The 22,738-nt window shown below is 59.3% G+C and carries 22 protein-coding genes, 1 tRNA gene and 2 pseudogenes; 17 read left to right on the top strand and 8 right to left on the bottom strand.

Features of this window, described 5'->3' with window-relative positions; all coding sequences use genetic code 11:
• The first annotated feature begins 9 nt into the window (after positions 1–9).
• The 13 genes and pseudogenes from ACM1ZW_RS16025 to ACM1ZW_RS15965 all read left to right on the top strand — a co-directional run.
• Positions 10–651 (top strand): urea amidolyase associated protein UAAP2, encoded by a 642-nt coding sequence (locus ACM1ZW_RS16025; protein WP_017336948.1) that lies wholly within the window; start codon positions 10–12, stop codon positions 649–651.
• A gap of 281 nt (positions 652–932) precedes the next feature.
• Positions 933–4,574 carry an urea carboxylase gene (gene uca, locus ACM1ZW_RS16020; protein WP_416738882.1) on the top strand — a complete coding sequence of 1,214 codons (3,642 nt, stop codon included), beginning with the start codon at positions 933–935 and terminating at the stop codon, positions 4,572–4,574.
• 25 nt (positions 4,575–4,599) lie between these two features.
• On the top strand, positions 4,600–6,372 hold the full coding sequence (atzF, locus tag ACM1ZW_RS16015; protein WP_414879586.1) for an allophanate hydrolase: 1,773 nt from the start codon (positions 4,600–4,602) through the stop codon (positions 6,370–6,372).
• 191 nt (positions 6,373–6,563) lie between these two features.
• The gene (locus ACM1ZW_RS16010) at positions 6,564–8,051 is read left to right on the top strand and encodes a diguanylate cyclase (protein ID WP_414879585.1); all 1,488 of its coding nucleotides are present in this window, start codon (positions 6,564–6,566) and stop codon (positions 8,049–8,051) included.
• A gap of 6 nt (positions 8,052–8,057) precedes the next feature.
• Positions 8,058–8,252 (top strand): cysteine-rich CWC family protein, encoded by a 195-nt coding sequence (locus ACM1ZW_RS16005; RefSeq protein ID WP_017336944.1) that lies wholly within the window; start codon positions 8,058–8,060, stop codon positions 8,250–8,252.
• A 57-nt stretch (positions 8,253–8,309) separates the two neighbouring features.
• A pseudogene (locus ACM1ZW_RS16000) lies at positions 8,310–9,001 on the top strand (pseudouridine synthase).
• A gap of 314 nt (positions 9,002–9,315) precedes the next feature.
• Positions 9,316–10,200 carry an alpha/beta fold hydrolase gene (locus ACM1ZW_RS15995; RefSeq protein ID WP_414884930.1) on the top strand — a complete coding sequence of 295 codons (885 nt, stop codon included), beginning with the start codon at positions 9,316–9,318 and terminating at the stop codon, positions 10,198–10,200.
• Positions 10,201–10,381: 181 nt separating this feature from the next.
• Positions 10,382–10,455, top strand: a tRNA-Gly gene (locus tag ACM1ZW_RS15990).
• A gap of 305 nt (positions 10,456–10,760) precedes the next feature.
• Positions 10,761–10,940, top strand: coding sequence for a type II toxin-antitoxin system HicA family toxin (locus ACM1ZW_RS15985; protein WP_017336896.1), 180 nt, complete (start codon positions 10,761–10,763; stop codon positions 10,938–10,940).
• A 36-nt stretch (positions 10,941–10,976) separates the two neighbouring features.
• Positions 10,977–11,384: a type II toxin-antitoxin system HicB family antitoxin gene (locus tag ACM1ZW_RS15980; RefSeq protein ID WP_031318476.1), complete on the top strand. Its 408-nt coding sequence runs from the start codon at positions 10,977–10,979 to the stop codon at positions 11,382–11,384.
• A gap of 186 nt (positions 11,385–11,570) precedes the next feature.
• Positions 11,571–11,879 carry a hypothetical protein gene (locus ACM1ZW_RS15975; RefSeq protein WP_017336894.1) on the top strand — a complete coding sequence of 103 codons (309 nt, stop codon included), beginning with the start codon at positions 11,571–11,573 and terminating at the stop codon, positions 11,877–11,879.
• Positions 11,880–12,349: 470 nt separating this feature from the next.
• Positions 12,350–12,613: a short-chain dehydrogenase gene (locus tag ACM1ZW_RS15970; protein WP_416738880.1), complete on the top strand. Its 264-nt coding sequence runs from the start codon at positions 12,350–12,352 to the stop codon at positions 12,611–12,613.
• An 81-nt stretch (positions 12,614–12,694) separates the two neighbouring features.
• Positions 12,695–12,961: pseudogene (locus ACM1ZW_RS15965) on the top strand (type II toxin-antitoxin system HicB family antitoxin); the annotation flags it as partial.
• A gap of 412 nt (positions 12,962–13,373) precedes the next feature.
• On the opposite strand, the gene tam reads toward ACM1ZW_RS15965, so the two are convergent.
• Entirely contained in the window at positions 13,374–14,144 is a 771-nt protein-coding gene (gene tam / locus ACM1ZW_RS15960) for a trans-aconitate 2-methyltransferase (RefSeq protein ID WP_416738879.1), read from the bottom strand.
• A gap of 393 nt (positions 14,145–14,537) precedes the next feature.
• Here tam and ACM1ZW_RS15955 point away from each other — a divergent pair, with 393 nt between their 5' ends.
• The 3 genes from ACM1ZW_RS15955 to ACM1ZW_RS15945 all read left to right on the top strand — a co-directional run bounded on the left by ACM1ZW_RS15955 (position 14,538) and on the right by ACM1ZW_RS15945 (position 16,223).
• Entirely contained in the window at positions 14,538–15,041 is a 504-nt protein-coding gene (locus ACM1ZW_RS15955) for an inclusion body family protein (RefSeq protein WP_017336890.1), read from the top strand.
• A 126-nt stretch (positions 15,042–15,167) separates the two neighbouring features.
• On the top strand, positions 15,168–15,707 hold the full coding sequence (locus tag ACM1ZW_RS15950; protein WP_416740817.1) for an AidA/PixA family protein: 540 nt from the start codon (positions 15,168–15,170) through the stop codon (positions 15,705–15,707).
• Between the two features lie 105 nt (positions 15,708–15,812).
• On the top strand, positions 15,813–16,223 hold the full coding sequence (locus tag ACM1ZW_RS15945; protein WP_414879582.1) for a low affinity iron permease family protein: 411 nt from the start codon (positions 15,813–15,815) through the stop codon (positions 16,221–16,223).
• Positions 16,224–16,326: 103 nt separating this feature from the next.
• On the opposite strand, the gene ACM1ZW_RS15940 is transcribed toward ACM1ZW_RS15945, so the two are convergent.
• The 6 genes from ACM1ZW_RS15940 to ACM1ZW_RS15915 all read right to left on the bottom strand — a co-directional run bounded on the left by ACM1ZW_RS15940 (position 16,327) and on the right by ACM1ZW_RS15915 (position 20,690).
• Positions 16,327–16,830, bottom strand: coding sequence for a DUF4142 domain-containing protein (locus tag ACM1ZW_RS15940; protein WP_414879581.1), 504 nt, complete (start codon positions 16,828–16,830; stop codon positions 16,327–16,329).
• A gap of 73 nt (positions 16,831–16,903) precedes the next feature.
• Positions 16,904–17,062 carry a KGG domain-containing protein gene (locus ACM1ZW_RS15935; protein ID WP_080995118.1) on the bottom strand — a complete coding sequence of 53 codons (159 nt, stop codon included), beginning with the start codon at positions 17,060–17,062 and terminating at the stop codon, positions 16,904–16,906.
• Between the two features lie 116 nt (positions 17,063–17,178).
• Positions 17,179–18,528 carry a diguanylate cyclase domain-containing protein gene (locus ACM1ZW_RS15930; protein WP_414879580.1) on the bottom strand — a complete coding sequence of 450 codons (1,350 nt, stop codon included), beginning with the start codon at positions 18,526–18,528 and terminating at the stop codon, positions 17,179–17,181.
• A gap of 87 nt (positions 18,529–18,615) precedes the next feature.
• On the bottom strand, positions 18,616–19,254 hold the full coding sequence (locus ACM1ZW_RS15925; RefSeq protein ID WP_416738878.1) for a LysE family translocator: 639 nt from the start codon (positions 19,252–19,254) through the stop codon (positions 18,616–18,618).
• 18 nt (positions 19,255–19,272) lie between these two features.
• Positions 19,273–19,737: a fosfomycin resistance glutathione transferase gene (gene fos, locus ACM1ZW_RS15920; protein WP_416738877.1), complete on the bottom strand. Its 465-nt coding sequence runs from the start codon at positions 19,735–19,737 to the stop codon at positions 19,273–19,275.
• Positions 19,738–19,784: 47 nt separating this feature from the next.
• Positions 19,785–20,690: a LysR family transcriptional regulator gene (locus ACM1ZW_RS15915; protein ID WP_416738876.1), complete on the bottom strand. Its 906-nt coding sequence runs from the start codon at positions 20,688–20,690 to the stop codon at positions 19,785–19,787.
• 77 nt (positions 20,691–20,767) lie between these two features.
• On the opposite strand from ACM1ZW_RS15915, the gene ACM1ZW_RS15910 reads away from it, so the two are divergent.
• Positions 20,768–21,256, top strand: coding sequence for a DMT family transporter (locus ACM1ZW_RS15910; protein WP_017336882.1), 489 nt, complete (start codon positions 20,768–20,770; stop codon positions 21,254–21,256).
• A 78-nt stretch (positions 21,257–21,334) separates the two neighbouring features.
• Here the strand turns inward: ACM1ZW_RS15910 and ACM1ZW_RS15905 are convergent, their stop codons facing one another.
• Complete coding sequence (locus ACM1ZW_RS15905) at positions 21,335–22,666, bottom strand: MFS transporter (RefSeq protein WP_416738875.1); 1,332 nt, start codon at positions 22,664–22,666, stop codon at positions 21,335–21,337.
• Positions 22,667–22,738: the final 72 nt, after the last annotated feature.

Raw genomic sequence — 22,738 nt, 5'->3', positions numbered from 1 at the left:
ATCGCTGCCATGTCACTCGCAATCGCCACCGCTCAAAAGCATCCAGAAACGGCGGTCTACCGCGCCACCATCCCCGCCGGTGAACCCTGGCTGATGGAAGTCAAGGCCGGCCAGACCCTGCGCATCCTCGATCTGGAAGGTAACCAGGCCGTCGATACCTTGTTCTACAGCGTCGCCAATCCAAAAGAACGCTACGACGTGCAACGCACCTTGCGCCGGCAAAACAGCGTCTACCTGAGCACCGGCAGCGTGCTGTATTCCAACCTCGGCAAACCGATGCTGACCATCGTCGCCGACACCTGCGGCCGCCACGACACCCTGGGCGGAGCCTGTGCGCAAGAGAGCAACACCGTGCGTTACGCCCTGGAAAAACGCTACATGCACAGCTGCCGCGACAACTACCTTCGCGCCTGCGTCCACGACGGGCGACTGGGCAAGGGCGACATCGGACCGAACATCAATTTCTTCATGAACGTGCCGGTCACGGCGGATGGCGGGCTGACGTTTGAAGACGGCATTTCAGCACCGGGCAAGTACGTGGACCTGCGGGCGGAGATGGATGTGATCGTGCTGATTTCCAATTGCCCGCAACTGAACAATCCGTGCAATGCCTACAACCCTACGCCTGCGGAGTTATTGGTATGGAACTGAAATTAGTGTGGTTGCGCAGATGGTTGTTTGCCCTGTGCCAGGCCCGTTCCAGCCAATGCCTCAAACAGCCAAAACACCACTGAAACATGTGGGAGCGAGCCTGCTCGCGATAGCGGTGTGACAGTCGACATCGATGTTGAATGTTCCGACGCCATCGCGAGCAGGCTCGCTCCCACAGGGGGCTGTGGTGTTTTTGAGTGAACGTTTTTTGCCGTCGGGGACGACCCCGGCGCCCAACGAAAAACTGCGGGACGGCCCGCATCCCCTCCGGGGTCTATGCCATGTTCGAAAAAGTCCTGATTGCCAACCGTGGCGCCATTGCCTGCCGCATCCTGCGCACCCTGCGTGAACTGCACGTCAACGGCGTCGCCGTGTACTCCGAAGCCGATGCCGCGAGCCTGCACATTCTGCACGCTGATGAAGCCCACAGCCTCGGTGAAGGCGCGGCGGCCGGCACCTATCTGGCGGTCGACAAAATCCTCGCCATCGCCAAAGCCACCGGCGCCACGGCGATTCATCCCGGCTACGGTTTCCTTTCGGAAAACGCCGCGTTCGCCGAAGCCTGCGAAGCCGCCGACATTGCTTTCATCGGCCCGACCCCAGAACAGCTGCGCGTGTTCGGCCTCAAACACACCGCACGTGCCTTGGCCAAGCAACACGGCGTGCCAATGCTCGAAGGCACCGAGCTGCTCGACAGCCTCGACGCGGCGCTGATCGCCGGTGAACAGGTGGGTTACCCGGTGATGCTCAAAAGTACCGCCGGTGGTGGTGGCATCGGCATGCGCGTGTGCCGCAGCGCCGCCGAGTTGAGCGAATCCTTTGAAGCGGTAAAACGCCTTGGGCAGAACAATTTCAGCGACGCCGGGGTGTTCATCGAGAAGTACATCCAGCGCGCTCGGCACCTGGAAGTTCAGGTGTTCGGCGACGGTCGCGGTGAAGTGATCGCCCTCGGCGTACGCGATTGCTCGGTGCAGCGCCGCAACCAGAAAGTCCTCGAAGAAACCCCGGCGCCGAACCTGCCCGATGGCATGGCCGATGAGTTGTGTGCCGCCGCGATCAAACTGGCGAAAGCGGTGAATTACCGCAGCGCCGGCACCGTGGAATTCGTCTTCGACAGCGAGGCCCGACGTTTCTATTTTCTCGAAGTGAACACCCGTTTGCAGGTGGAGCACGGCGTCACCGAACAGGTGTGGGGCGTGGACCTGGTGCGCTGGATGGTGGAACTGGCGGCCGGTGATTTACCGCCGTTGAGCGTGTTGAGCCAAGGCTTGAAAGCCGCCGGCCATGCGATTCAGGCGAGGTTGTATGCGGAAGACCCAGGTCGGGATTTTCAGCCGAGCCCCGGTTTGTTGACCGCTGTGAATTTCCCCGTCGCCGATGGCAAACAGCTGCGCATCGACACCTGGGTCGAGGCCGGCTGCGAGATTCCGCCGTACTTCGATCCGATGATTGCCAAAGTCATTTGTTGGGCGCCGACTCGCGAAGAAGCGCGGGCCGATCTGCATCAGGCATTGGGCGACAGCCTGCTCTACGGTGTGGAAACCAACCGCGATTACCTGCGGCAGATTTTGCTCGATGCGCCCTTCGCCAGCGGTCAGCCGTGGACCCGTTGCCTCGAACATCTGGTCTATCAGGCCAACACGTTCGAAGTACTCAGCGCCGGTACGCAGACCAGTGTTCAAGACTATCCCGGACGCCTTGGATACTGGGCCGTGGGCGTGCCGCCGTCGGGGCCGATGGACAGTCGCGCGTTGCGCCTGGGCAACCTTTTGCTGGGTAACGACGAAGGCGCCGCTGCGCTGGAAATCACCATGAGCGGGCCGTTGCTGCGCTTCAATTGCGACGCCGTGGTGGCGGTCACCGGCGCAGTCATTCCGTTGACGTTGAACGGTGAAATCGTCGCGATGAACACAGCGCTGCTGATTCCGGCCGGGGCCACACTGAGCCTCGGGACGATTGCCGGTGCGGGCGCTCGCAGCTATCTGTGCCTGCGCGGCGGGCTGCAAGTGCCGGATTATCTGGGCAGTAAAAGCACCTTCACCCTCGGGCAGTTTGGCGGGCATGGTGGTCGGGCGTTGCGCGCGGGTGACGTGTTGCATGTGCCTGCCCTGAGCGACCGAAGCGCCGGCTCGCAACTGTCTGAAATCGCTGAATTGCCTGCCGTGCGGCAGATCCGGGTGATCTACGGCCCGCATGGCGCACCGGAATACTTCACCGAAAACTACATCGGCATCTTCTTCGCGACTCAGTGGGAAGTGCATTTCAACTCCAGCCGCACCGGCGTGCGGCTGATCGGGCCGAAGCCGGAATGGGTACGTGCGGACGGTGGCGAGGCGGGGCTGCATCCGTCGAACATTCACGACAATCCGTACGCCATTGGCGCCGTGGATTTCACCGGGGATATGCCGGTGATCCTGGGGCCGGATGGTCCGAGCCTGGGCGGGTTTGTGTGCCCGGTGACGGTGATCGAGGCGGATCTCTGGCAGCTTGGGCAACTCAAGGCTGGCGACAAAGTCCAGTTCTTCCCCGTCGATCTCCAGACCGCCCGCACTCTCGCCCTGAAATGGAATCCCCCCTGTGGGAGCGAGCCTGCTCGCGATGAGGGCAGTGCATTCAGCATCAATGAGACTGACACACCGCTATCGCGAGCAGGCTCGCTCCCACAGGGGATTGTGTCGCCTGTGGTTTTGGATTTGGGTCAGGGAGATACGCGGTTGGTTGCACGCCTTTCGGGCGATACGCATTTGCTTCTGGAGATTGGTGCACCGGAACTGGACCTTGTTCTGCGCTTCCGCGCCCACGCCCTGATGCAAGCCCTGGAAAGCAAACACCTGCACGGTGTCATCGACCTCACACCCGGCATCCGCTCGCTGCAAGTGCACTACCAACCCGAGCAACTGTCGCTGACCGATCTGCTCGGTATCGTCGCCGGTGAATGGGATTCAGTGTGCGCCGCCAAGGACCTGCAAGTCCCTTCGCGCATCGTCCATTTGCCACTGTCCTGGGATGACCCGGCCTGCCAATTGGCGATCGAAAAGTACATGACTACCGTACGCAAGGACGCACCATGGTGCCCGAGCAATCTGGAGTTCATCCGCCGCATCAACGACCTGCCGAACCTCGACGAAGTACAGCGCACCGTGTTCGATGCCAGTTACCTGGTGATGGGCCTGGGTGACGTGTACCTCGGCGCACCGGTCGCCACCCCGCTCGACCCGCGCCATCGTCTGGTGACCACCAAGTACAACCCGGCGCGCACCTGGACCGCGGAAAACTCGGTGGGCATCGGTGGCGCCTACATGTGCGTTTACGGCATGGAAGGCCCCGGCGGTTATCAGTTCGTCGGGCGCACCTTGCAGATGTGGAACCGCTACCGGGAGGTCGCCGCGTTCGATGGCAAACCGTGGCTGCTGCGCTTCTTCGACCAGATCCGCTTCTACCCGGTGAGCGCCGATGAACTGCTGCGCATCCGTCGGGATTTCCCCCTCGGGCGTTTCGAGCTGAACATCGAGCACAGCCAGTTGAACCTCGCGGACTATCAGGCGTTTCTGGTGAAAGAAGCCGAGACCATTGCCGCGTTTCGCGAGCAGCAACAAGGCGCGTTCAACGCCGAACGCGAGCGCTGGATCGCCAGCGGCCAGGCGCATTTCGACAGTGAAGAAGCGGTCTCGGAGACGACCGAAGATTCAGCGCTGGCCAGCGGCGAAATGAGCGTCGACAGCCACATCGCCGGCAACCTCTGGCAGGTTCAGGTGCAGACCGGCAGCCGCGTGGCCGTCGGTGATGTCCTGGTGATTCTGGAGTCAATGAAGATGGAAATTCCGCTACTCGCGCCCATGGCCGGCGTGGTGCGCGAGATCCGCGTGCAACCAGGTTCGGCGGTGCGCGCCGGACAGCGCGTCGTGGTGCTGGAACTCGACTGAACCCATTTGAAAAAGGATTAACGCCATGACCATCAATCTACAACTCGACGCCCTGCGCAGTGCTTATCGCGTCGGCAACATCACGCCTCGTCAATTGCTGCTGAACCTGCGCGACAGAGCCGCGGCGCTGAACCCGGACTATCACCTGTTCATCCACTTGCTCAGTGTTGAAGAACTGGAACCGTACCTCGCCGCGCTCGACGGTCGGGACATCGACAGCCTGCCCTTGTATGGCGTGCCGTTCGCGATCAAGGACAACATCGATCTGGCGGGCATTCCGACCACGGCAGCGTGCCCGGCGTTTGCCTATGTGCCGCAGCAGTCGGCGACCATCGTCGAGCAGTTGCTGGCGCTGGGGGCGATCCCGCTGGGCAAGACCAATCTTGATCAGTTCGCCACTGGCCTCAATGGCAGTCGCTCGCCGTATGGCGCCTGCCCGAACAGCGTGTTGCCGGAGTATCCGTCGGGCGGTTCCAGCGCCGGCTCTTCGCTGGCGGTGGCGCTGGGGGTGGCGAGTTTTTCGTTGGGCACGGACACCGCAGGTTCCGGGCGCGTGCCGGCGGCACTGAACAATCTGGTGGGGATGAAAGCCACCAAAGGGCTGATCTCCACGGCGGGTGTGGTGCCGGCGTGTCGCACGCTCGATTGCGTCACGACGTTTACCGCGACGGCGCGGGAAGCGAGCCAGTTGCTGGCGCTCACCGCACACCTTGATCCGCGGGACGAATACAGCCGCAGGAATCCGCTGTGGAATGACGGCTCGGCGTTTGGCACTCCGCGTCCCTTCCGCTTTGGTGTGCCACGTGCGCAGGACCTGGAGTTCTTCGGTTGCCCGCAAGGTCCGCTGTTGTTTGAAGACGCCGTCGATCAGCTCAAAGGGTTGGGCGGTGAAGCGGTGGAACTGGATATGTCGCCGTTTCTCGAAGCCGCGCGTTTGCTTTACGAAGGCCCGTGGGTGGCGGAGCGCTACAGCGTTGCCGGTGAGTTGATGGAGCAGAACCCGCAAGCGGTGTTGCCGGTGATTCGTGCCGTGCTGGCCAAGGCGCCAGCGGTGAGCGGCGTGCAAACGTTCCGTGCGCAGTATCGGCTGCAAGCCTTGAAAGCCCTGTGCGACAAGGCGCTGGAAGGACTGGATTGCGTGGTCACCCCGACCATTGGCCGCCCGGTGACATTGGCGGAACTTGAAGCTGAGCCGGTGCTGCGCAATTCTGAATTGGGTTACTACACCAACTTCATGAACCTGCTTGATTACGCCGCCGTCGCCGTGCCGAGCGGGTTCATGGGCAATGGTTTGCCGTGGGGTGTGACGCTGTTTGGCCGGGCGTTTACCGACCAGTATCTGTTGAGCGTGGCGGATGCGTTTCAGCGTCGTTCGCAGGCGCCTGCCGCTTCGGCAGTCGCCCGTAATGACCGCGCTCGGTTGGTGGTGTGCGGTGCGCATCTGGATGGATTGGCACTGAACTGGCAACTGAAGCGGCGCGGCGCGACGTTGGTCGAGTCAACGTTCAGCTCACCGGACTATCAGCTGTATGCGTTGGCCGGTGGTCCGCCGTTTCGTCCGGGGATGGTTCGGGTGAAGGACGGCGGCGTGGCGATTGCGGTGGAGGTCTGGGAGTTGCCGAGCAGTGAACTGGGTTCGTTCCTGACCGGGATTCCGGCGCCGCTGGGGTTGGGCAAGGTGCAACTGGCGGATGGGCGTTGGGAGAGCGGGTTTATCTGTGAGGCATATGGATTGGAAGGTGCGGTGAATATCAGTCATCTGGGTGGATGGCGGGCGTATCTGACAGATCGGGGTTGATCTCACGATTCGCGGGCAAGCCCGCTCCCGCAGGTTTTGCGCAGTCCTTGTGGGAGCGGGCTTGCCCGCGATGGCGTCCGCACAGACGCTATCGCACCTGATCCCGACCGATTCACCCCACAAATCCCGCAGTTATTTCCCCGCAGTCCCACTAGAATGCTCCCCAACGGGTCACTGCCAACGGAATCGTCATGCCGCTTCACTCGCCGCTGTATTCGCAACGTTCGCTGGTCCTCACGCTGATCGCGCTGCTGGGCGCGGGGTTTCTCGCCACGTCATTCCTGAGCTACTACGCCTCGCGCGCCTCGATCCGCGACAACATCGTCAACACCGAGCTGCCGCTGACGTCGGACACGGTCTATTCGGAAATCCAGAAAGACCTCGTCAGACCGATCCTGATTTCCTCGATGATGTCCCGCGATACCTTCATGCGCGACTGGGTGGTCAACGGCGAAAACGACCCCGACCAGATGACCCGCTACCTCAACGAGGTCATGACCCACTACGGCGCCTACACCGCATTTTTCGTCTCCAACGGCACGCTCACCTACTACCACGCCAAAGGCGTGCTCAAGCAGGTCAAGGCCAATGAACCGCGCGACGCCTGGTATTTCCGCGTGCGTGACATGGCCGACCCCTACGAGATCAACGTCGACCCGGATCTTGCCAACAAGGACAACCTGACCTTCTTCATCAACTACAAGGTCTACGACTACAACGACCGTTTCATCGGTGCGGCGGGCGTCGGCCTGACGGTGGATGCGGTGATCAAGCTGATCGACAAGTATCAACAGCGCTATCAACGCAGTGTGTATTTCGTCGACAGCTTCGGTCGACTGGTGCTCACCGGCGCCGAGGGTGGCCCCCAGGGTGCGCATATCGGGCAAAAACTCAGCGAACTCGAGAGCATGACGGGCCTGGTTAGCCAGTTGCCCAAACCCCACAGCGGCAGCTACGAATATTCCGTCCAGGGCCAGGGGCATTTCCTCAACGTGCGGTTCATTCCGGAGCTGAACTGGTACCTGTTCGTCGACAAGCGCGAAGACGGCGCCCTGAGTGAAATCCGTCAGTCGCTGTACCTCAATCTGCTGATCTGCCTGCTCGTTACGCTGATCGTGCTGATGCTGCTCAACCGGGTGATCAAACGCTATCAGGGCAAGATCCAGGCGCAGGCGACGCTCGACAGCCTCACCGAACTGCCGAACCGTCGCGGCTTCGACCTGCTGGCCGCGCAAGCCATGCACGAAGCCCAACGCGAACCGAAACCGCTGACCGCGTTGCTGCTGGACCTGGACCACTTCAAGGCCTTGAACGACACCTACGGTCACCTCGCCGGCGATCAGGTGCTGATCGGCTTCGCACGGGACCTGGAGAGTTGCCTGCGCCATTCCGACATCGTTTGTCGCTGGGGCGGTGAAGAGTTCATTGTGTTGCTCAAGGACACGGACGGTGAGACCGGTCTGAAGATCGCCGAGAAAATTCGCCAACATGTCGAGGAACAGCGTTATGCCTACAACGATCAGGCCTTGCACCTGACGGTGAGCATCGGCTTGACCACTTTGCAACCGGATGACACCTTGCACACCCTGCTCTCTCGGGCCGATCATGCGATGTATCGGGCCAAGCAATCCGGCCGTAACCGTACCTGCGCGGAAATGCCTCACACCAGTTATGCATAGTCCTACATGAACAAGCCTGAAATCTGCCCCGCTTGCGGCGCCTCCAATGCCTGCACCCTGGCCGACCCGCGAACCGCCGATCGGCCCTGCTGGTGCTACAGCGTCAGCATCGACCCGGCGGTACTCGAAGCGCTGCCCGCCGAGCTGCGCGACCAATCCTGCCTGTGCCCACGCTGCGCGCAGGTCGAGTCGCAGTTGTAAGCAGCGGCCCGGCGGATCGCGTAAGATGCGCGGCCCTTTTCCTGCCGATCTCAATTCATGCGCGTTGACCGCTTCCTCAGCAACCTGCCCCGCTTCAACCGTCAGCAGGTTCGCCTGTTGCTGGTGGAACAACGCGTGCGGGTTGACGGAAAAGTCGTCAGCGACCCGCATGCCGAAGTGCTGGAGTTCAGCCGTGTCGAGGTCGATGAGGAAGTCCTGCAAGTCGGCAAACCCGCCCGCTACTTCATGCTGCACAAACCGCCCGGATGCGTCAGCGCCACCCGCGACCCGGAACACCCGACCGTCCTCGATCTGATCCACGACCGGACAAGCAAGACCTGCACATCGCCGGCCGCCTCGACTTCAACACCACCGGTCTGATGCTGATCACCAACGACGGCAGCTGGTCGCGACGCCTGACTCAACCGCAGACCAAACTGCCCAAGGTCTACTACGTAGAGACCGAACAGGAGATCGGCCCGGAATACGCCCTGAAATTCACAGAAGGCCTGTACTTCGCCTTTGAAGACCTCACTACCCAACCAGCCGAGCTGATCGTGCTCGGGCCGAGATCGGCACGACTGAGCATCGTCGAAGGCCGTTATCACCAGGTGAAGCGGATGTTCGGCCACTTCGACAACAAAGTGCTGCGCCTGCACCGCGAACGCATGGGCCCGCTGGTGCTCGATAACGCGCTAAAACCGGGCGAGTACCGCGCGTTGCGCACCGAAGAGATCCATTTGATCTAAGCAGCCTACCGCTCAGCAGAAGTTGTCGAACAATTTACCAATGGCACTTGCGCGAACCCCTCTCCCCTGCTTGAATCAGGTCGTCAGCCGAAATGTGACTGACGAGTCACAACATACTTCTAAGAAACTTTTTGTCGGTTAGAGAACCCTCAGGTTCCGCCTCAGACCGGCAGACTGCCCGCCAATAACAATACCCGTCGACCGGACTGCAATGGATCGACATGGGCCTCCAAAATTCCAGGCGTATGCCTACCTGTCACAAAGCTCGTGCAATCTCATTTGCGCGCATACCCGCTTGCCAGGAGTCTTATGACATGAGGCCAGAAATCGCTGTGCTGGATATACAGGGTCAGTATCGGGTTTACACGGAGTTCTATCGCGCAGACGCCGCAGAGAAGACCATTATCTTGGTCAACGGCTCGATGGCCACGACTGCGTCGTTTGCACAAACCGTGAAAAACCTGCACCCGCAGTTCAATGTGGTCTGCTACGACCAGCCCTACGCGGGCAAGTCAAAAGCCCACAACCTGCATGAGAAATTGCTGACCAAGGAAGTCGAAGGGCAGATCCTCCTGGAGCTGATCGACCACTTCGCCGCCGAACACGTGCTGTCGTTTTCCTGGGGCGGCGCCGCGACCCTGGTTGCCCTCGCCCAACAACCGCGACGGATCGAAAAAGCCGTGATCAGCTCGTTCTCCCCGGAGATCAACGCGCACATGCTCGACTACCTCGAGCGCGGTGTGGACTACCTCGGCAGCCGTGACGGCGACCGGGTCGGCAACCTGGTGAACAGCACCATCGGCAAACACCTGCCGACCCTGTTCAAGCGCTTCAACTACCGGCACGTCAGCAGCCTGGCCGATCATGAATACGGGCAGATGCACTTCCACATCAGCGACCTGCTGCACAGCGACCGCCAATGCTTCTTCAAAGCCGCTGAGCAAATCAACGTGCCAGTGCTGTTCATGAACGGCGAATGGGACGAATACACCGCCGCCGATGGTGCCCGGTTGTTCGCCGACCACGTGAAACAAGCCACCTTCACGACGCTGGATGCGACGGGCCACTTTCTCGACATGGAACACAAAGCCGCCTGCCGAGACAGTCGCAACGCATTGCTGGGTTTCCTGAAACCTGAGCAGCAGGCAAGCCGACCGCGTTACCACTACGTCCAGGACCACCATGCATTCGCAATCTGAAAAAGCGTCATCGCGAGCAAGCTTCGCCCTATAGCGTTAAACGCATTCCTGTAGGCGCGAGGCTTGCCCGCGAACGACCGTCACCCGGTCCGATGTCTTGATTCACCTGCGCTAAAGCCATTCCGCGCAAAGAAAAACTTCATTTCCACGCGCACATCTGGTACAAAGTCAGCCGCTCTGAGCGGGTGTCGTATAATGGCATTACTCCAGCTTCCCAAGCTGATAACGAGGGTTCGATTCCCTTCACCCGCTCCAATCGAATTTTTGGTCTCGCGTTAAGATGGTTTTGACGGGGATGTAGAAAGAAAAAACCGGCCCATGTGGCCGGTTTTTTTATACCCGTCGATTGAGCTGCAGGAGCGCTTCAAGGGGTGCGGCAAAAACCTGCAATACAGAAAACGCCTCATTTGCGGCCATCTCCGAACTCTATCCTCACGCCCTCCTAGACTCGTTTTTCACACCACCTTTCCATCGTGACCGAGAAGGCTCAGTGGTTATAGTGTTGATCATATAAATTCAGTGGGTATAGTAACCACCTAAGCACACCACACGGAGGTGATGTGAATAGCCGATTTTTGATAAGCCAAATTGTTGCGGATGGCTGGTATCTGGTGCGTATCAAGGGCAGTCATCATCACTTCAAGCACCCGACCAAACCGGGGCTGGTGACAGTTCCTCATCCGAAAAAGGACCTGCTCAAAAAAACCGCCTTGAGTATTTTGCAACAGGCGCTGCTCTGACGAATTCAAAGCGCAGCGCCTCAGAGGACAGTGAAGATGCTTTACCCGATTGCGATTTCAATGGGCGATAACGAACACGCTTGGGGCGTGGAGGTACCGGATATTCCAGGGTGTTTCTCCGCAGGTGAGGATCTGGATGATGCGATGGCCATGGCTCGTGAAGCCATTGAGGGCCATTTCGAAATTCTTGCCGAAGACGGTTCACCGATTCCACCTGCGAATAAAGTGACCCTGCATGCGGCGAATCCGCAGTACGCCGGTTGTACATGGGCGGTGGTGGACATCGATGTTACCAAGTACCTGGGCAAAGCCCAGAAGCTGAACATCACCCTGCCGGGGTACCTGCTCAACCGCATTGACGAATACGTATTGCATCACCCGGAAGAGAAAAGCCGTTCAGGTTTTCTGGCATCGGCAGCACTGAAGGTGTTGCAGCAGAGCTGATGCCCTTGTTTCCAAACAGCAAAAACCGGCCCCAACGGCCGGTTTTTTTATGGTTCGGATTCGGTGACACGCCGCATTCATTGCTCGGCTCCGCCTGCCGTTAAATCCTGCCGCTCGTCAGCTGTCCGGCACACTCCCTCGAACCTGCCTTCCAATGAGTACATCCCTCGGACGGAAGGCTTAAGCATGAACACCAAAATCGCTGCTCTGACGCTTGCGGGCCTACTGTCTTCCTGCTCGTTTTATGCGCTAGCGGCTGAGAAGACGACAGGAACTGCCGTTCCTCCTGCCGCTCTTCCCGGTCTTAATCAGGGGCAAAGCGCTGAATCAAACGAGGAGAAGGCCAGCAAAAAGGGCGAGGAGTCTTCGGGTGCAAATTCCGGAGCCGATTCGAAAACGCTGGAGAAAGACTCAGGTTCTTCGCACAAAGCGGAGGAGTACCAGAAAAAACAACGTGAAAGCCATCCTGGCGGCGTGAAGCAACCGGCCTCGTGAGCATCATTAGCCGTTTCAACACGGAAATTAACGTTTTCCCATGAAGTCGGCGTTTTGTTAGCGTTTTCGCTGGCGAATTAAAGGATTGCCGTCACTGACGCCGCAGAGCCAATGCCCATTCTCCGGGGGTTTAAACGAGGCCGTATGCGGAAAAGGCAAGGTCCTACACTACTCTGGGAATTGTCCGTAGACTTGCGCATTGCTGTGCCTTTGTCATGAGACCTATAGTCCGAGCGCGCCCAAATGGCGTATTGGGTTTGGCGACTCGATGACTGGTACAGAAGCCTCCGAGAATTTCTCGGAGTGCTTTTGAACGCACTTGGCTGCCTCTTTTTTTGGTGGCTGTGCGTGGGAGACCCCACGGTCTGCCGGTTTTACCATGTCCCGGTTCGCCAACCCACGTACAGCTACCACCCTATTGTTTGGCGACGATTGAGTGGTAGGTCTTCCCTCCGATATGGTGATCACTCATGAATGACTACATGGCTTTAACCAGCAACGCCGACGACCTTCCCACCTTCTACGTCAACACCACCCAACCGCTGCATTCCCTTCTCAGCTCCGCCCGTTACAGAATCGGCGCGGTGACACAGGTCCTGGAAAACCTCGCGATGCGCGGCGAAATCGCCACCGATTCGGTGATTCTCAGCGACTTCGCAATGCTCTGCGCCATACCGCTGCGCGATGGCTGCGATGTGCTGGATGTCATTGCTCGACGGATGGATGCGGAATAGTACGCCGTGATTTAGGGGCGCCTTTCGAGGCGCCCTTCGCGTTTCTAGCGTCAGTAACCGGATCAGCAGGAGAAAGTGAACATGCTTTATCCGATAGCTATTTCAATCGGCGATGACAAACACGCGTGGGGCGTGGATATCCCGGATGTTCCGGGTTGTTTTTCCGCAGGAGAAGGTCTCGACGAAGCAGTGGCCATGGCTCGCGAAGCCATCGAAGGCCATTTCGAGATTCTCCACGAGTCCCGATCCCTAATCCCACTAGCCAGCGTTTTCAACCGGCATGCGGCTAATCCGAAATACGCAGGGTGTATCTGGGCAGAGCTAGACATCGACATGACCAAATATCTGGACATGCCTGGTAGCACTGATGGCCAATGCCAGTCCGTTAAGAGATAGAACGAGCGACCCATTACTGTGGCGAGGGAGCTTGCTCCCGCTGGGTCGCGAAGCGGCCCCAAACAAGGACTGCTGCGCAGTCCAACGGGAGCAAGCTCCCTCGCCACAGGTTTTTTTGGCGCCCCACGTATAGTTTCCGTATAGATCCCCGCCCCCCAGTAAAGAAGCCGTAGCCCAGCATCAACCCCAACCAAAAAACCCCTACCCTGCCCTCTCACCTTTCACGCAGAGATCAGCATGGACAATTCAGAGTTGGGGATCATGATCATTTCAATGATTGGGTTGTTCGGCTTTGCGTCGTTTCTATTCGATTACCTGAGTGCCAAACGAAGGGACAGATAACGTTATCTGTCCCTTTCTGGCATCAGCGGGTCGCGACGATGAACAATCGCGGGAACGGCAGCAGCACCGAACCATCACTCAGGGCCGGATACGCCTGCTCGATCGCGGCGTGATATTGCTTGAGGTATTGCGCCTTTTCCGCATCATCCAGCGGTTCGAGAAACGGCCGCAAACCACTGCCCTTGAACCACTCGACCACGCCCGACGCCCCGCCCGCCAGCGGATGATGGTAGGTGGTGCGCCATACATCGACGCGCGCGCAGTGCGGTCGCAGCATCGAGTAGTAATCGCTGACACTGGCCATTTCCGTGCGTTGCCCGGCGGCGTCTACCAACTTGCTGGCCCACGGGCCATCGGCAGCCACTTCGCGCATCAGGCGATGGGACGCTTCGTTGAGGTTGTCGGGCATCTGAATGGCCAGGCTGCCGCCCTGGGTCAGTCGGGCGGCCAGCGAAGGCAGCAACGTCGCGTGATCGGGCAGCCACTGCAGCACCGCATTGGCAAAGATCACGTCGAACGGGCCGCTGTCGTTCCAGGTTGCGATGTCAACCGTATCGAACTGCAATTGCGGCAAACGCTTGCGGGCGGCTTCGATCATGTCGGTCGAACTGTCAACGCCTCGCACTGTGGCGCTGGTGAAGCGCTCCACCAGCAATTCGGTCGAGTTGCCGGGGCCGCAACCGATGTCGATGGCCGAGCGTGCGTCCACAGGCGGGATCGCCGCAAGCAGGTCGCGTGCAGGGCGGGTGCGTTCATCTTCAAAAGCGACGTATTGCTTGGCGGACCAACTCATTGCGTTCTCCTGTCGAATCGTTGTCCGGACCTGGGCCGACAACCGGTTCGCTACGATACATCGCCCCGTGTGCCAGCCCAATCCGACTTATGAATGCTCGAAGGATATGAAGGCAGTTTCTTATCGCCAAATCATCGAAAGCCATAACCAAAGTCGACCGTTCGTCGAGCTACCCACCAAGCAATTTTGACAGCCTGAATTTCACTTCTATAGTCCAATCGCGGCCCATCGGAAGGAACCCGAACCCGTCAGTTTGTACTCAAGGAGCAAGGCCAGCTCATGCCCGTGACAGGTGGGTTCCGCCCGTAGTGTTTGCGCAACGACCGCAAGGCAAGCAAGCGTTGTTGTGCCTGGAAAGATGCCAGGCATTCACTATGAACAAGGAGCTTTACAATGTCTCGAGTCACGGACGTGCTGGTTTCCATCGACACCGAAACCATTCTGAAAAACTACCCGAACATCAGCAAAAACCCGGCTTCGCCGACACTGATCGACGTCAATCACGTGTACATGGTGACCAACCAGAACAACGTGGTGAGCGGCCAGGCCGGTGGCGAACTCAACTTGAAAGCCCAGGTGGGCGACTTGATTCGCTGGCGTGAAACCAGCCTGTCGCAGAGCTTCGAAACCGCCGTGATTTTCTACAAGTTCATCGGCAATGTCGGCAACGATTTGATCTCCACACCCACGCCGCGCAAGGCTACCGCTTGCGTTGCCGTGCCCAACACCAGCAATCCGTCGGTGCCCAGCTGCCAGAAAGTCGATAACCATTACTGGTCTTCGGAAACCCTGTCCTGCGGCAGCGTGACGTATCACTTCCACTTCCTGATCGTTGACCGCGATTGCAAGATCGTCGGCTGCTGCTCGTGGGACCCGTTCATTACTATCCGTAACTGATGCGCGTCCGGCCCCTTGGCAACGAGGGGCTTTGCCGACTTACGTTGCCGCCTCGACAGGAACGGGATGCCTTGCATGCACCGAAGCGGCTGCCGTCATGTGTCACCATCATGAAAGGAATCCATGATGACTTCCGAACCGATCAAATCGCCTTCATCCAGCGTCGCGACCGCCAACAATGTGTTGCTGGTTGTCGATGCCGAATCACTGCTTTTACGTTATCCGCAGCCCAGTCTGGAGGCGGACAATCCAACGTCCATTTCTCACGGATTTGTTTTCGCCATCAACGGATCGCCAAAGCCACAAAGTACGATAAATGACAGCTCAATTACCTTGATCACCGACAAATCCACGACCTTCCATATCCGTGGCAGAACCGTCAGCCTGCTCGCCGAGCACAGCGTGGTGTTTTACGACATGTCCGTTGGCGACGCCGGCGTCCTTTCTGCGCCTGAACTGGTGGTGCAAGGCGACCTGGCAGTGCCTGCACCCGATCCTGAAAATCCGTCTGAACCGGGTACTCACCGGGCCGATGACCATTACTGGAGGTGCAGAAAACTCGCCGCCGGTGTTGAGGCGTGTGAGCTGAGATTCATGCTGATTGATAAAAACTGTGAAGCGCTGGGTTATTTCAGTTGGGTAGTTGAAATGAAGCTGACGGAGTAGCCCTTTACGCACCGTGCGTCGCCTGCCGAATATGAAGATGTAAGTAGAATTTTCAACACGCCGTCGCTGTCTGACATTCAGGCGCATCCAATAAGGAACACGGCAATGAAATTCGCAAAAATCTCGCAGAAACTCGCCTTGTGGGCCGGCAGTCCAAAGACGTTCATGGGGGCGTTGATTCTCATCGGTCTGTGGGGGTTGAGCGGGCCGATTTTTGATTACAACGACACCTGGCAACTGATCATCAACACCTCGACCACGATCATCACGTTCCTGATGGTGTTCCTGATTCAGAACACGCAGAACCGCGACACTGACATTTTGCATTTGAAAATCGATGAGTTGCTGCGGGTGAACAAAGAGGCGAAAAACGCGATGCTCGGGCTCGAGGCGCTGGATCTCAAGCAACTGGAGGCCCTGCGTAAACACTACCGTGCCATGGGCGAAAATGAGGTGCATGACCTGGCGGGGTTAGCGACCAAGGACAAGCACAAACAGAATTTGAACGATTGCTGAGTGCGGGAGCGGCGTGTCTGATACCCCACGGCGATTGGATCGTTGGAACGCCGCCCGCAGCAAGCCGGCTCCTGCAGCAGGAGCCGGTTACCAAACATGTGCGTCAGCGACTGGCCTGTAGCGCTTTGGCCATCTGCAAATGATTCTGCAACTTCGGCAGGGTTTCTTCAGCAAAGGCTTTGATTTCCGGCACGTCGGTCGTCTGCGCAGTCTGCTGAAGCTGCTCGATAGCCTCCTGCGTTGTCTTCACCTGACTGGCGGCGTACGCCTGATCAAACGATGCGCCGTCCTGAACTTCCGGCATCAAGGCTTTGGCCTTGTCGACGACCTCTTCCCGTGGGGCCACCGGCAGATCCAGTTGCTTGGCGATTTTCGCCAGGTGCTGGTTGGCGGTAGTGCGGTCGTTGATGACGACGATGGTGTAATCCTTGACCTCTTTGGACTCGGACTTCTGGTGCGCCAGGCGACTGGCCTCGATATCGGCCATGCCTTTGGCCGAGGCATCGTTGATGAATTCGGCGGGGGACTGGGCAAAGGCAGTGCTGGCGCACAGGCCCAGTAACGTGGCGATACTGGCATTGCGTAATCGGGTGGCCATCCGGCTCATGGTCGCGCCCTCCTCTCTATAAATTCAAACGGGAGCTTTCGCTCCCGCCTCTCAATCAAAACCACCTTCACCACTACTTGGATTTCTGGCCACCTTTGCGGCCCATATCGGGTTTCGCAGGCTCTTTATCGACAGTCGTGGTGGTGGTCTTCCCTCCTTTGCGACCGGCTTCAGACGCCTTCGTTCGATCGTTGGCGAAATTTCCCGAGTTCGAGTTTCTTGAGTTAGGCATGATTCTCTACCTCTTGGTAATGATCGCGGCGAGCAGGAGCCCGCATAGAATCTGAATTTCGATCACTGCAAAGGTTTAGAAAAACTGGGATCGATGCGACGAACGGTGACTGATTTTCAAGCCCTGTACTTCAGGTGATTCTGGCGTTTGGCGCTGTACATGGCCTCGTCGGCATGGCGAAACAATTGCTTTTCTTCCGAACCGTGTTCGGGGTAATGCGCAACGCCGATGCTCGGCTGGATGTTCAGGCTGTGGCCATCCAGACGCAGCGGCTGAGCCAGGATCTGACGGATTTTTCCGGCAACGCCGTCAGCGTCTTCCGCAGCCTGAATGCTGTGCAACAACACCACAAACTCATCACCGCCGATGCGCGCCACGGTGTCGGTTTCCCGCACGCAGCCTTTCAGACGATTGGCGACCGCTTGCAGCAGCATGTCGCCGACGGCATGGCCGTGGGTGTCGTTGACTTCCTTGAAGCGGTCGAGATCGACGTACAGCAGCGCCATGCGCCCGCACTCCAACTTGGCCAGTGTCAGCGAGGCTTTCAGCCGGTCACGGAGCAACTCGCGATTGGGCAGTTGGGTCAGTTGATCGTACTGGGCCATGCGCTGCAGTCGGGCATGCAATTGCTTGCGCTCGATGGCAGTCGCGACCTGGGCGCACACAAACTGCAGCAGTTCCTTGTCTTGCTCGGTGTAGCGCTCGCCGCCCGCCACGCTTTTTACGATCAGCGCGCCGATGGTGCCGTTCTGCGAGTTCAATGGCACGCCCAGCCAGCAGGGCGAGTGCTGGCCGGCGACCAGTAGCTCGAATCCTGCCGGGGCGTCGTCCTGGTCCGGGGTCAGCAAAATCGGCTGGCCGCTGCGGATCACCTCGGCACACAGCCGTCCGGTGACGGTTCCGGGCTGCTCGGGTTGCTGTTCATTGTCATCGACGTGGTAAGGGAAATTGAGCTGCGCGCAGTGCTCGTCATACAGCGCGACGGAAAAATTCAGCGCCGGCAGCCATTCACCGATGATCAAGTGGATGCGTTTGAACAACGCCAGCAAATCTTCTGCCGCGTGGGCCGCTTCGGAGATCGCATACAACGCCGCTTGCCGGGATTCGGCCTGCTTGCGCTCGGTGATGTCGCGGGCCACGGCGATGCGCAGTTGATCGACTTCCGACCAACGCGCAGACCACAGGATGTGTACCACGCGGCCATCTTTGCGCAAGTAGCGGTTTTCGAAGTTGAGTTTGGGGTCACCGCCCATGATTTCCCGCGCAGCGTCGAGGGTGCGCTGGCGATCGGCGGGATGCACCATATCGATCATTGGCAGGCCGACCAGCTCTTCAGGCGTGTAACCGAAAATGCGCTCGCAGGCTGCGCTGACAAAAACAAAGCGACCTTGTTTATCAACCGCGCAAACGGCGTCCAGCAGTAGATCGATGTAACTCGCCAGCGGCGCGGAATTCCTGGATGCCATGGTGCAGAGAGCATGTCCGAACAATGCAACAAAAAAGAACCATCCCTGACCCGTGATGTAGCCGCTGACGCGTCCCTGCGATCAGTTTCAAGCCTTGTTCGGCATCAGCCCCGGCAAGGCATGCGCCAGGGCGTTGATGGCAAAACCGATAAACATCACCCCGCACAGGCGGGTGATCGCCAGTTCATGGCGTTGATACAGGCTGCGCACCTGCCGCGCACCAACGATGCCAATGAGGATAGCGTAGGCGATCAGACCACCGACGAAGCTCAGAACGATCAGCCAGGGCAGCATCGACCAATGCAGCAACTCCGCACGGCTGGACAGTAACGCCGTAAAGGTCGCCACCGCCACCGGATACGCCTTCGGATTGGTCAGACCGAACAGAATGCCGTGCCAGAACGGTTGCCGCGCCGGGCCCTGCGGCGTTTCGGCGCTGCTGCGTTTGGCCCGTACCGCGCGTAAACCGAGCCAGAACAGATACAACCCGCTGAGCACACCCAGCACGTCAAACGCCGTACTGCCGATTTCCCGCGCCCCGACTATCGCGATCAGCGCAGTGCTGCACCAGACCACGTCCCCAAGCAAATGCCCACACAAAAAACCCGCCCCTGCCCGCCGCCCACGCGCCGCGCCGATGCCGAACACCGCCAAAACCCCCGGCCCCGGTGTGATTCCGTAAATGAAGCCCGAGGCGAGAACGGCCATTAGCAGCGATGGGGTCATCGGGGAAATCCTGTTGAACTATTTGGTGAATGGCCGCAAGTCTATATCAGGTCCTTGCGAATCGACTGACTGATCGTCGAAGAACTTCATTCCCGCATAGGGACGCTGCCGGCAGGCTGCCAGTCGAGAGGCCAGATCGCCGACATGGGCTTCAAGCTTGTGACCCTCCGGATCGAGGAAGTAGAACGACGCGCCTTCGCTGCGGTTGTCGCGCCATTCCCGGACATTGCCCGCTCGCAGGCGCTCGACGAATGACGAGAAGTCGGGTTCGCCGATGCTGAAGGCGTAGTGGGTGTAATCGGCGGCGGGCCCGGCGTTGCGCAGGGGGTCGAGGGAAAGGCATAGCCAAAGGCCGGGCAGCGAGAGGTAGGCGCCGCTATCCCAAGTGGCTTCGAGCTGAAGTTGCAGGAGGTCGTGATAGAACGCCACGCTGCGGTTCAGGTCGGTGACGGCGAGGGTCAGGTGGTTGAGGCCAGATAACATTTTTTCAGTAACCCTTGAGTTTTTCAGGCACGACGTAGTTTTTACCGTCATGGTGCGGCAACCTCAATCCGCCCGTTCAACCAGTTCAACGCCTGATCCCCGCCTCGCCGCTTGTGCCACGCCAACACGAACGTAAACGACGGAATAGCAAACGGCGGCGGAACAACGACCAGCGACTGTTCATCAATATTGCGCAAGGCGCGCGATGCAACCGTGAGAATCAGGTCCGTGCCACTGATGAACTCCGGCGCCACGCTCCAGTGCGGCAGGCTGATCGCTACGCGGCGGCGCTCACGTATCGCGGTCAACGCCCGTTCGATCTCCGGAGTGCCGCTGCCGCGCATTTCCAACAAGACATGCGGGCGCGACAGGTAGGTTGGCAAGTCGAGCACGCCATCGGCGGGCAGGCTGTTGCGGTCCACGAGGCAGGCGTAATGTTCTTCGAACAAAGGAGTGCTGCGCAACTCGTTCGGCAGCTCTGGAAAGACGCCCGCCGCCACGTCAATGTCGCCGTTGAGCACTGCGTCGAGCATGCCTTCGCGGCTGGCGTGGCTGATTTGCAGGTCGATGCCCGGTGCTTCCCGGCGTAACGTGCGGATCAGGCCCGGCAGGACGATGGCGGCGCCGTAGTCGGACATCGCCAGGCGAAACGTGCGCTTGGCCGTGGCCGGATCGAAGGCATCGGGCGCCAGCAGCGATTGCACCTGGGCCAGGGCTTCCGCAAGCGGTGCGATCAGTTCGAGGGCGCGTGGGGTGGGTACCAGACCAGCTCCTGCCCTGACCAGCAATGGATCGCCAAGCACATGTCGCAACCGCGCCAGCGCATGACTGACCGCCGGCTGACTGAGGTGCAAACGCTCAGCCGCACGAGTGACATGTTGCTCGCTGAGCAAGGCGTCGAGAATCACCAACAGGTTAAGATCAATACGCCGAAGATCATTCATCCGATGCATGTTCTGGATAGCGATTTGGAATTTAAATCTGCGCGACGAATACTCTAGAGTCCAGCAAAACCTGTTGGAGAATGATCATGAGTACGTTGCATTGGGCCGGTTTGTTGCTGTTGGCAGTGATTGCCGGAGCGGTGGTGCCTTTTCAGAGTGCGATCAACGCCAACCTTACACGTGGGTTGGGTCATCCGCTGTGGGCGACTTTTGCGTCGCTGGTGGTGAGTATTGCGGTGCTGTTGCCGATCATGTTGGCGCTGCGCTTGCCGCTGCCGTCACTGGATTTCATCACTCGGGCACCCTTGTGGATGTGGGCCGGCGGTGCGTTGGGGGTGTGTTTTATTTCACTCGCGCTGATGTTGCTGCCCAAGCTGGGAGCGTCGGGGTTTATTGCCTTGGCGCTGGCGGGGCAAGTGGTAGCCTCGTTGGTACTGGATCACTTTGGATGGTTTGGGTTGGTGGAGCGGCAGATGACGGTGCCGCGGGTGTTGGGGGCGGCTTTGTTGATCGGTGGTGTTGCGCTGATTCAGTTCAGTGATTCACCCGCCAAAGCGGTGATTGCGACGTCTTGAAAATCAAAAGATCGCAGCCTTCGGTAGATCCTGCGGGGATGCGTGGTCCCTGCAGGCGCTGCCGAAGGCTGCAATCTTTCAAAACTTGTCGAGCGTGCGCAGTTTCTGCGGCAATCCCCACAGCAGCAGGGCAACAGCGATCAGCGCGCAGACCCCGATGACATACAGCGCCGGTGTGGTGCTGCCGGTCAGGTCCTTGATCCGTCCGACCATGACAGGGCTGACGATGCCGCCGAATTGGCCGAGGGTGTTGATCACCGCGATCCCGCCCGCAGCCCCCGCGCCGGCACCGGCCAGCAGTTTCGGCGGCAGGGTCCAGAAACTCGGAATGGAGGCGATGATCCCGGCGCCGAGCAAGCCCAGTGCGACGATCAGGAAGGTCGTGTGGTTGGCGAAGATACCGGCGCAGAAGAAGCCCAGCGCACCCGCTGCCACCAACCCTGCGACAAACTTGCGACGCTCGCCGGTCGAGTCGGACAACCGTCCGATCACCACCATGCTGATTGCCCCGCAGATGTACGGAATCGCCGTCAGCAAACCGATCATCACCGGGCTCTCTGTGCCCGCGCTGCGGATCAGTTGCGGCGCCCAGAAATTCAAGCCGTAGGACGCCACTTGAATGAGGAAGTAGATCAGCCCCAGCGTGAGGAAACCGGGAATCCGCAGTGCCGCGAGCAACGAGCCGCCGCTCTTGTGCGGTTCATGGTGGGCGATGCGGCTGGCCAGCAGGACTTTCTCCGACGGTGTCAGCCAGTGGGCGTCTTCGATGCGGTCCTTGAGCAGGGTCAGCACCAGCAATCCGAGGCCGATGCAGGGCACGCCGCCGAGCAGAAACAGCCAATGCCAGCCGCGCATGTCGAGGACGCCGTCGAGGTGTTGCAGCACCAGCCCGGAGAACGGTGCGCCGACCAGCCCGGCAAACGCCGATGACAGGAACAGCATCGAGGTGATGCGTCCGCGATAGTGCTGCGGGAACCACAGCGTCAGGTAATACAGCACGCCCGGCGCAAAACCGGCCTCCATCGCACCGATCACGAAGCGCAGCGCGTAAAACTGCCATTCGCTGTTGACGAAGACCATCGCCGCCGTCGCGAGTCCCCAGGACATCATGATCCGCGCGATCCAGCGGCGGGCGCCGACTTTGTACAGCATCATGTTGCTCGGCACTTCGAAGATCACGTAACCGACCACGAACAGCCCGGCGCCGAGGCCGTAAGCGGTGTCGCTCAGGCTCAGGTCAGTCTGCAACTGGAACTTGGCGAAGCTGATGTTGATGCGGTCGAAAAACGCGAACAGGTAGCAGACCATGATCAGCGGCATCAGGCGCCAGGCGACTTTGCTGACCAGGGCTTTTTCTTCGTCGTTGCTAACGGACGGGCTCGCGCCCGCCTCCAGTACATTGAGGCTCATGGTGCTTTCTCCAGGCGGACTGCCCTTGGGTGTCCGATTGTTTTTGTTGTCTGGTTGAGATGTAGCTTCTGT

The sequence above is a fragment of the Pseudomonas sp. NFX71 genome (assembly GCF_048079215.1).
Lineage (GTDB): Bacteria > Pseudomonadota > Gammaproteobacteria > Pseudomonadales > Pseudomonadaceae > Aquipseudomonas > Aquipseudomonas fluorescens_B.
This window is presented reverse-complemented; position numbering and strand designations above follow the sequence as displayed.

Excerpts from the sequence above, each read along its gene's own strand:
- ACM1ZW_RS16025 (WP_017336948.1), top strand. The coding sequence starts at position 10 with ATGTCACTCGCAATCGCCACCGCTCAAAAGCATCCAGAAACGGCGGTC.
- uca (WP_416738882.1), top strand. The coding sequence starts at position 933 with ATGTTCGAAAAAGTCCTGATTGCCAACCGTGGCGCCATTGCCTGCCGC.
- atzF (WP_414879586.1), top strand. The coding sequence starts at position 4,600 with ATGACCATCAATCTACAACTCGACGCCCTGCGCAGTGCTTATCGCGTC.
- ACM1ZW_RS16010 (WP_414879585.1), top strand. The coding sequence starts at position 6,564 with ATGCCGCTTCACTCGCCGCTGTATTCGCAACGTTCGCTGGTCCTCACG.
- ACM1ZW_RS16005 (WP_017336944.1), top strand. The coding sequence starts at position 8,058 with ATGAACAAGCCTGAAATCTGCCCCGCTTGCGGCGCCTCCAATGCCTGC.
- ACM1ZW_RS15995 (WP_414884930.1), top strand. The coding sequence starts at position 9,316 with ATGAGGCCAGAAATCGCTGTGCTGGATATACAGGGTCAGTATCGGGTT.
- ACM1ZW_RS15980 (WP_031318476.1), top strand. The coding sequence starts at position 10,977 with ATGCTTTACCCGATTGCGATTTCAATGGGCGATAACGAACACGCTTGG.
- ACM1ZW_RS15975 (WP_017336894.1), top strand. The coding sequence starts at position 11,571 with ATGAACACCAAAATCGCTGCTCTGACGCTTGCGGGCCTACTGTCTTCC.
- ACM1ZW_RS15970 (WP_416738880.1), top strand. The coding sequence starts at position 12,350 with ATGAATGACTACATGGCTTTAACCAGCAACGCCGACGACCTTCCCACC.
- tam (WP_416738879.1), bottom strand. The coding sequence starts at position 14,144 with ATGAGTTGGTCCGCCAAGCAATACGTCGCTTTTGAAGATGAACGCACC.
- ACM1ZW_RS15955 (WP_017336890.1), top strand. The coding sequence starts at position 14,538 with ATGTCTCGAGTCACGGACGTGCTGGTTTCCATCGACACCGAAACCATT.
- ACM1ZW_RS15950 (WP_416740817.1), top strand. The coding sequence starts at position 15,168 with ATGACTTCCGAACCGATCAAATCGCCTTCATCCAGCGTCGCGACCGCC.
- ACM1ZW_RS15945 (WP_414879582.1), top strand. The coding sequence starts at position 15,813 with ATGAAATTCGCAAAAATCTCGCAGAAACTCGCCTTGTGGGCCGGCAGT.
- ACM1ZW_RS15940 (WP_414879581.1), bottom strand. The coding sequence starts at position 16,830 with ATGAGCCGGATGGCCACCCGATTACGCAATGCCAGTATCGCCACGTTA.
- ACM1ZW_RS15935 (WP_080995118.1), bottom strand. The coding sequence starts at position 17,062 with ATGCCTAACTCAAGAAACTCGAACTCGGGAAATTTCGCCAACGATCGA.
- ACM1ZW_RS15930 (WP_414879580.1), bottom strand. The coding sequence starts at position 18,528 with ATGGCATCCAGGAATTCCGCGCCGCTGGCGAGTTACATCGATCTACTG.
- ACM1ZW_RS15925 (WP_416738878.1), bottom strand. The coding sequence starts at position 19,254 with ATGACCCCATCGCTGCTAATGGCCGTTCTCGCCTCGGGCTTCATTTAC.
- fos (WP_416738877.1), bottom strand. The coding sequence starts at position 19,737 with ATGTTATCTGGCCTCAACCACCTGACCCTCGCCGTCACCGACCTGAAC.
- ACM1ZW_RS15915 (WP_416738876.1), bottom strand. The coding sequence starts at position 20,690 with ATGCATCGGATGAATGATCTTCGGCGTATTGATCTTAACCTGTTGGTG.
- ACM1ZW_RS15910 (WP_017336882.1), top strand. The coding sequence starts at position 20,768 with ATGAGTACGTTGCATTGGGCCGGTTTGTTGCTGTTGGCAGTGATTGCC.
- ACM1ZW_RS15905 (WP_416738875.1), bottom strand. The coding sequence starts at position 22,666 with ATGAGCCTCAATGTACTGGAGGCGGGCGCGAGCCCGTCCGTTAGCAAC.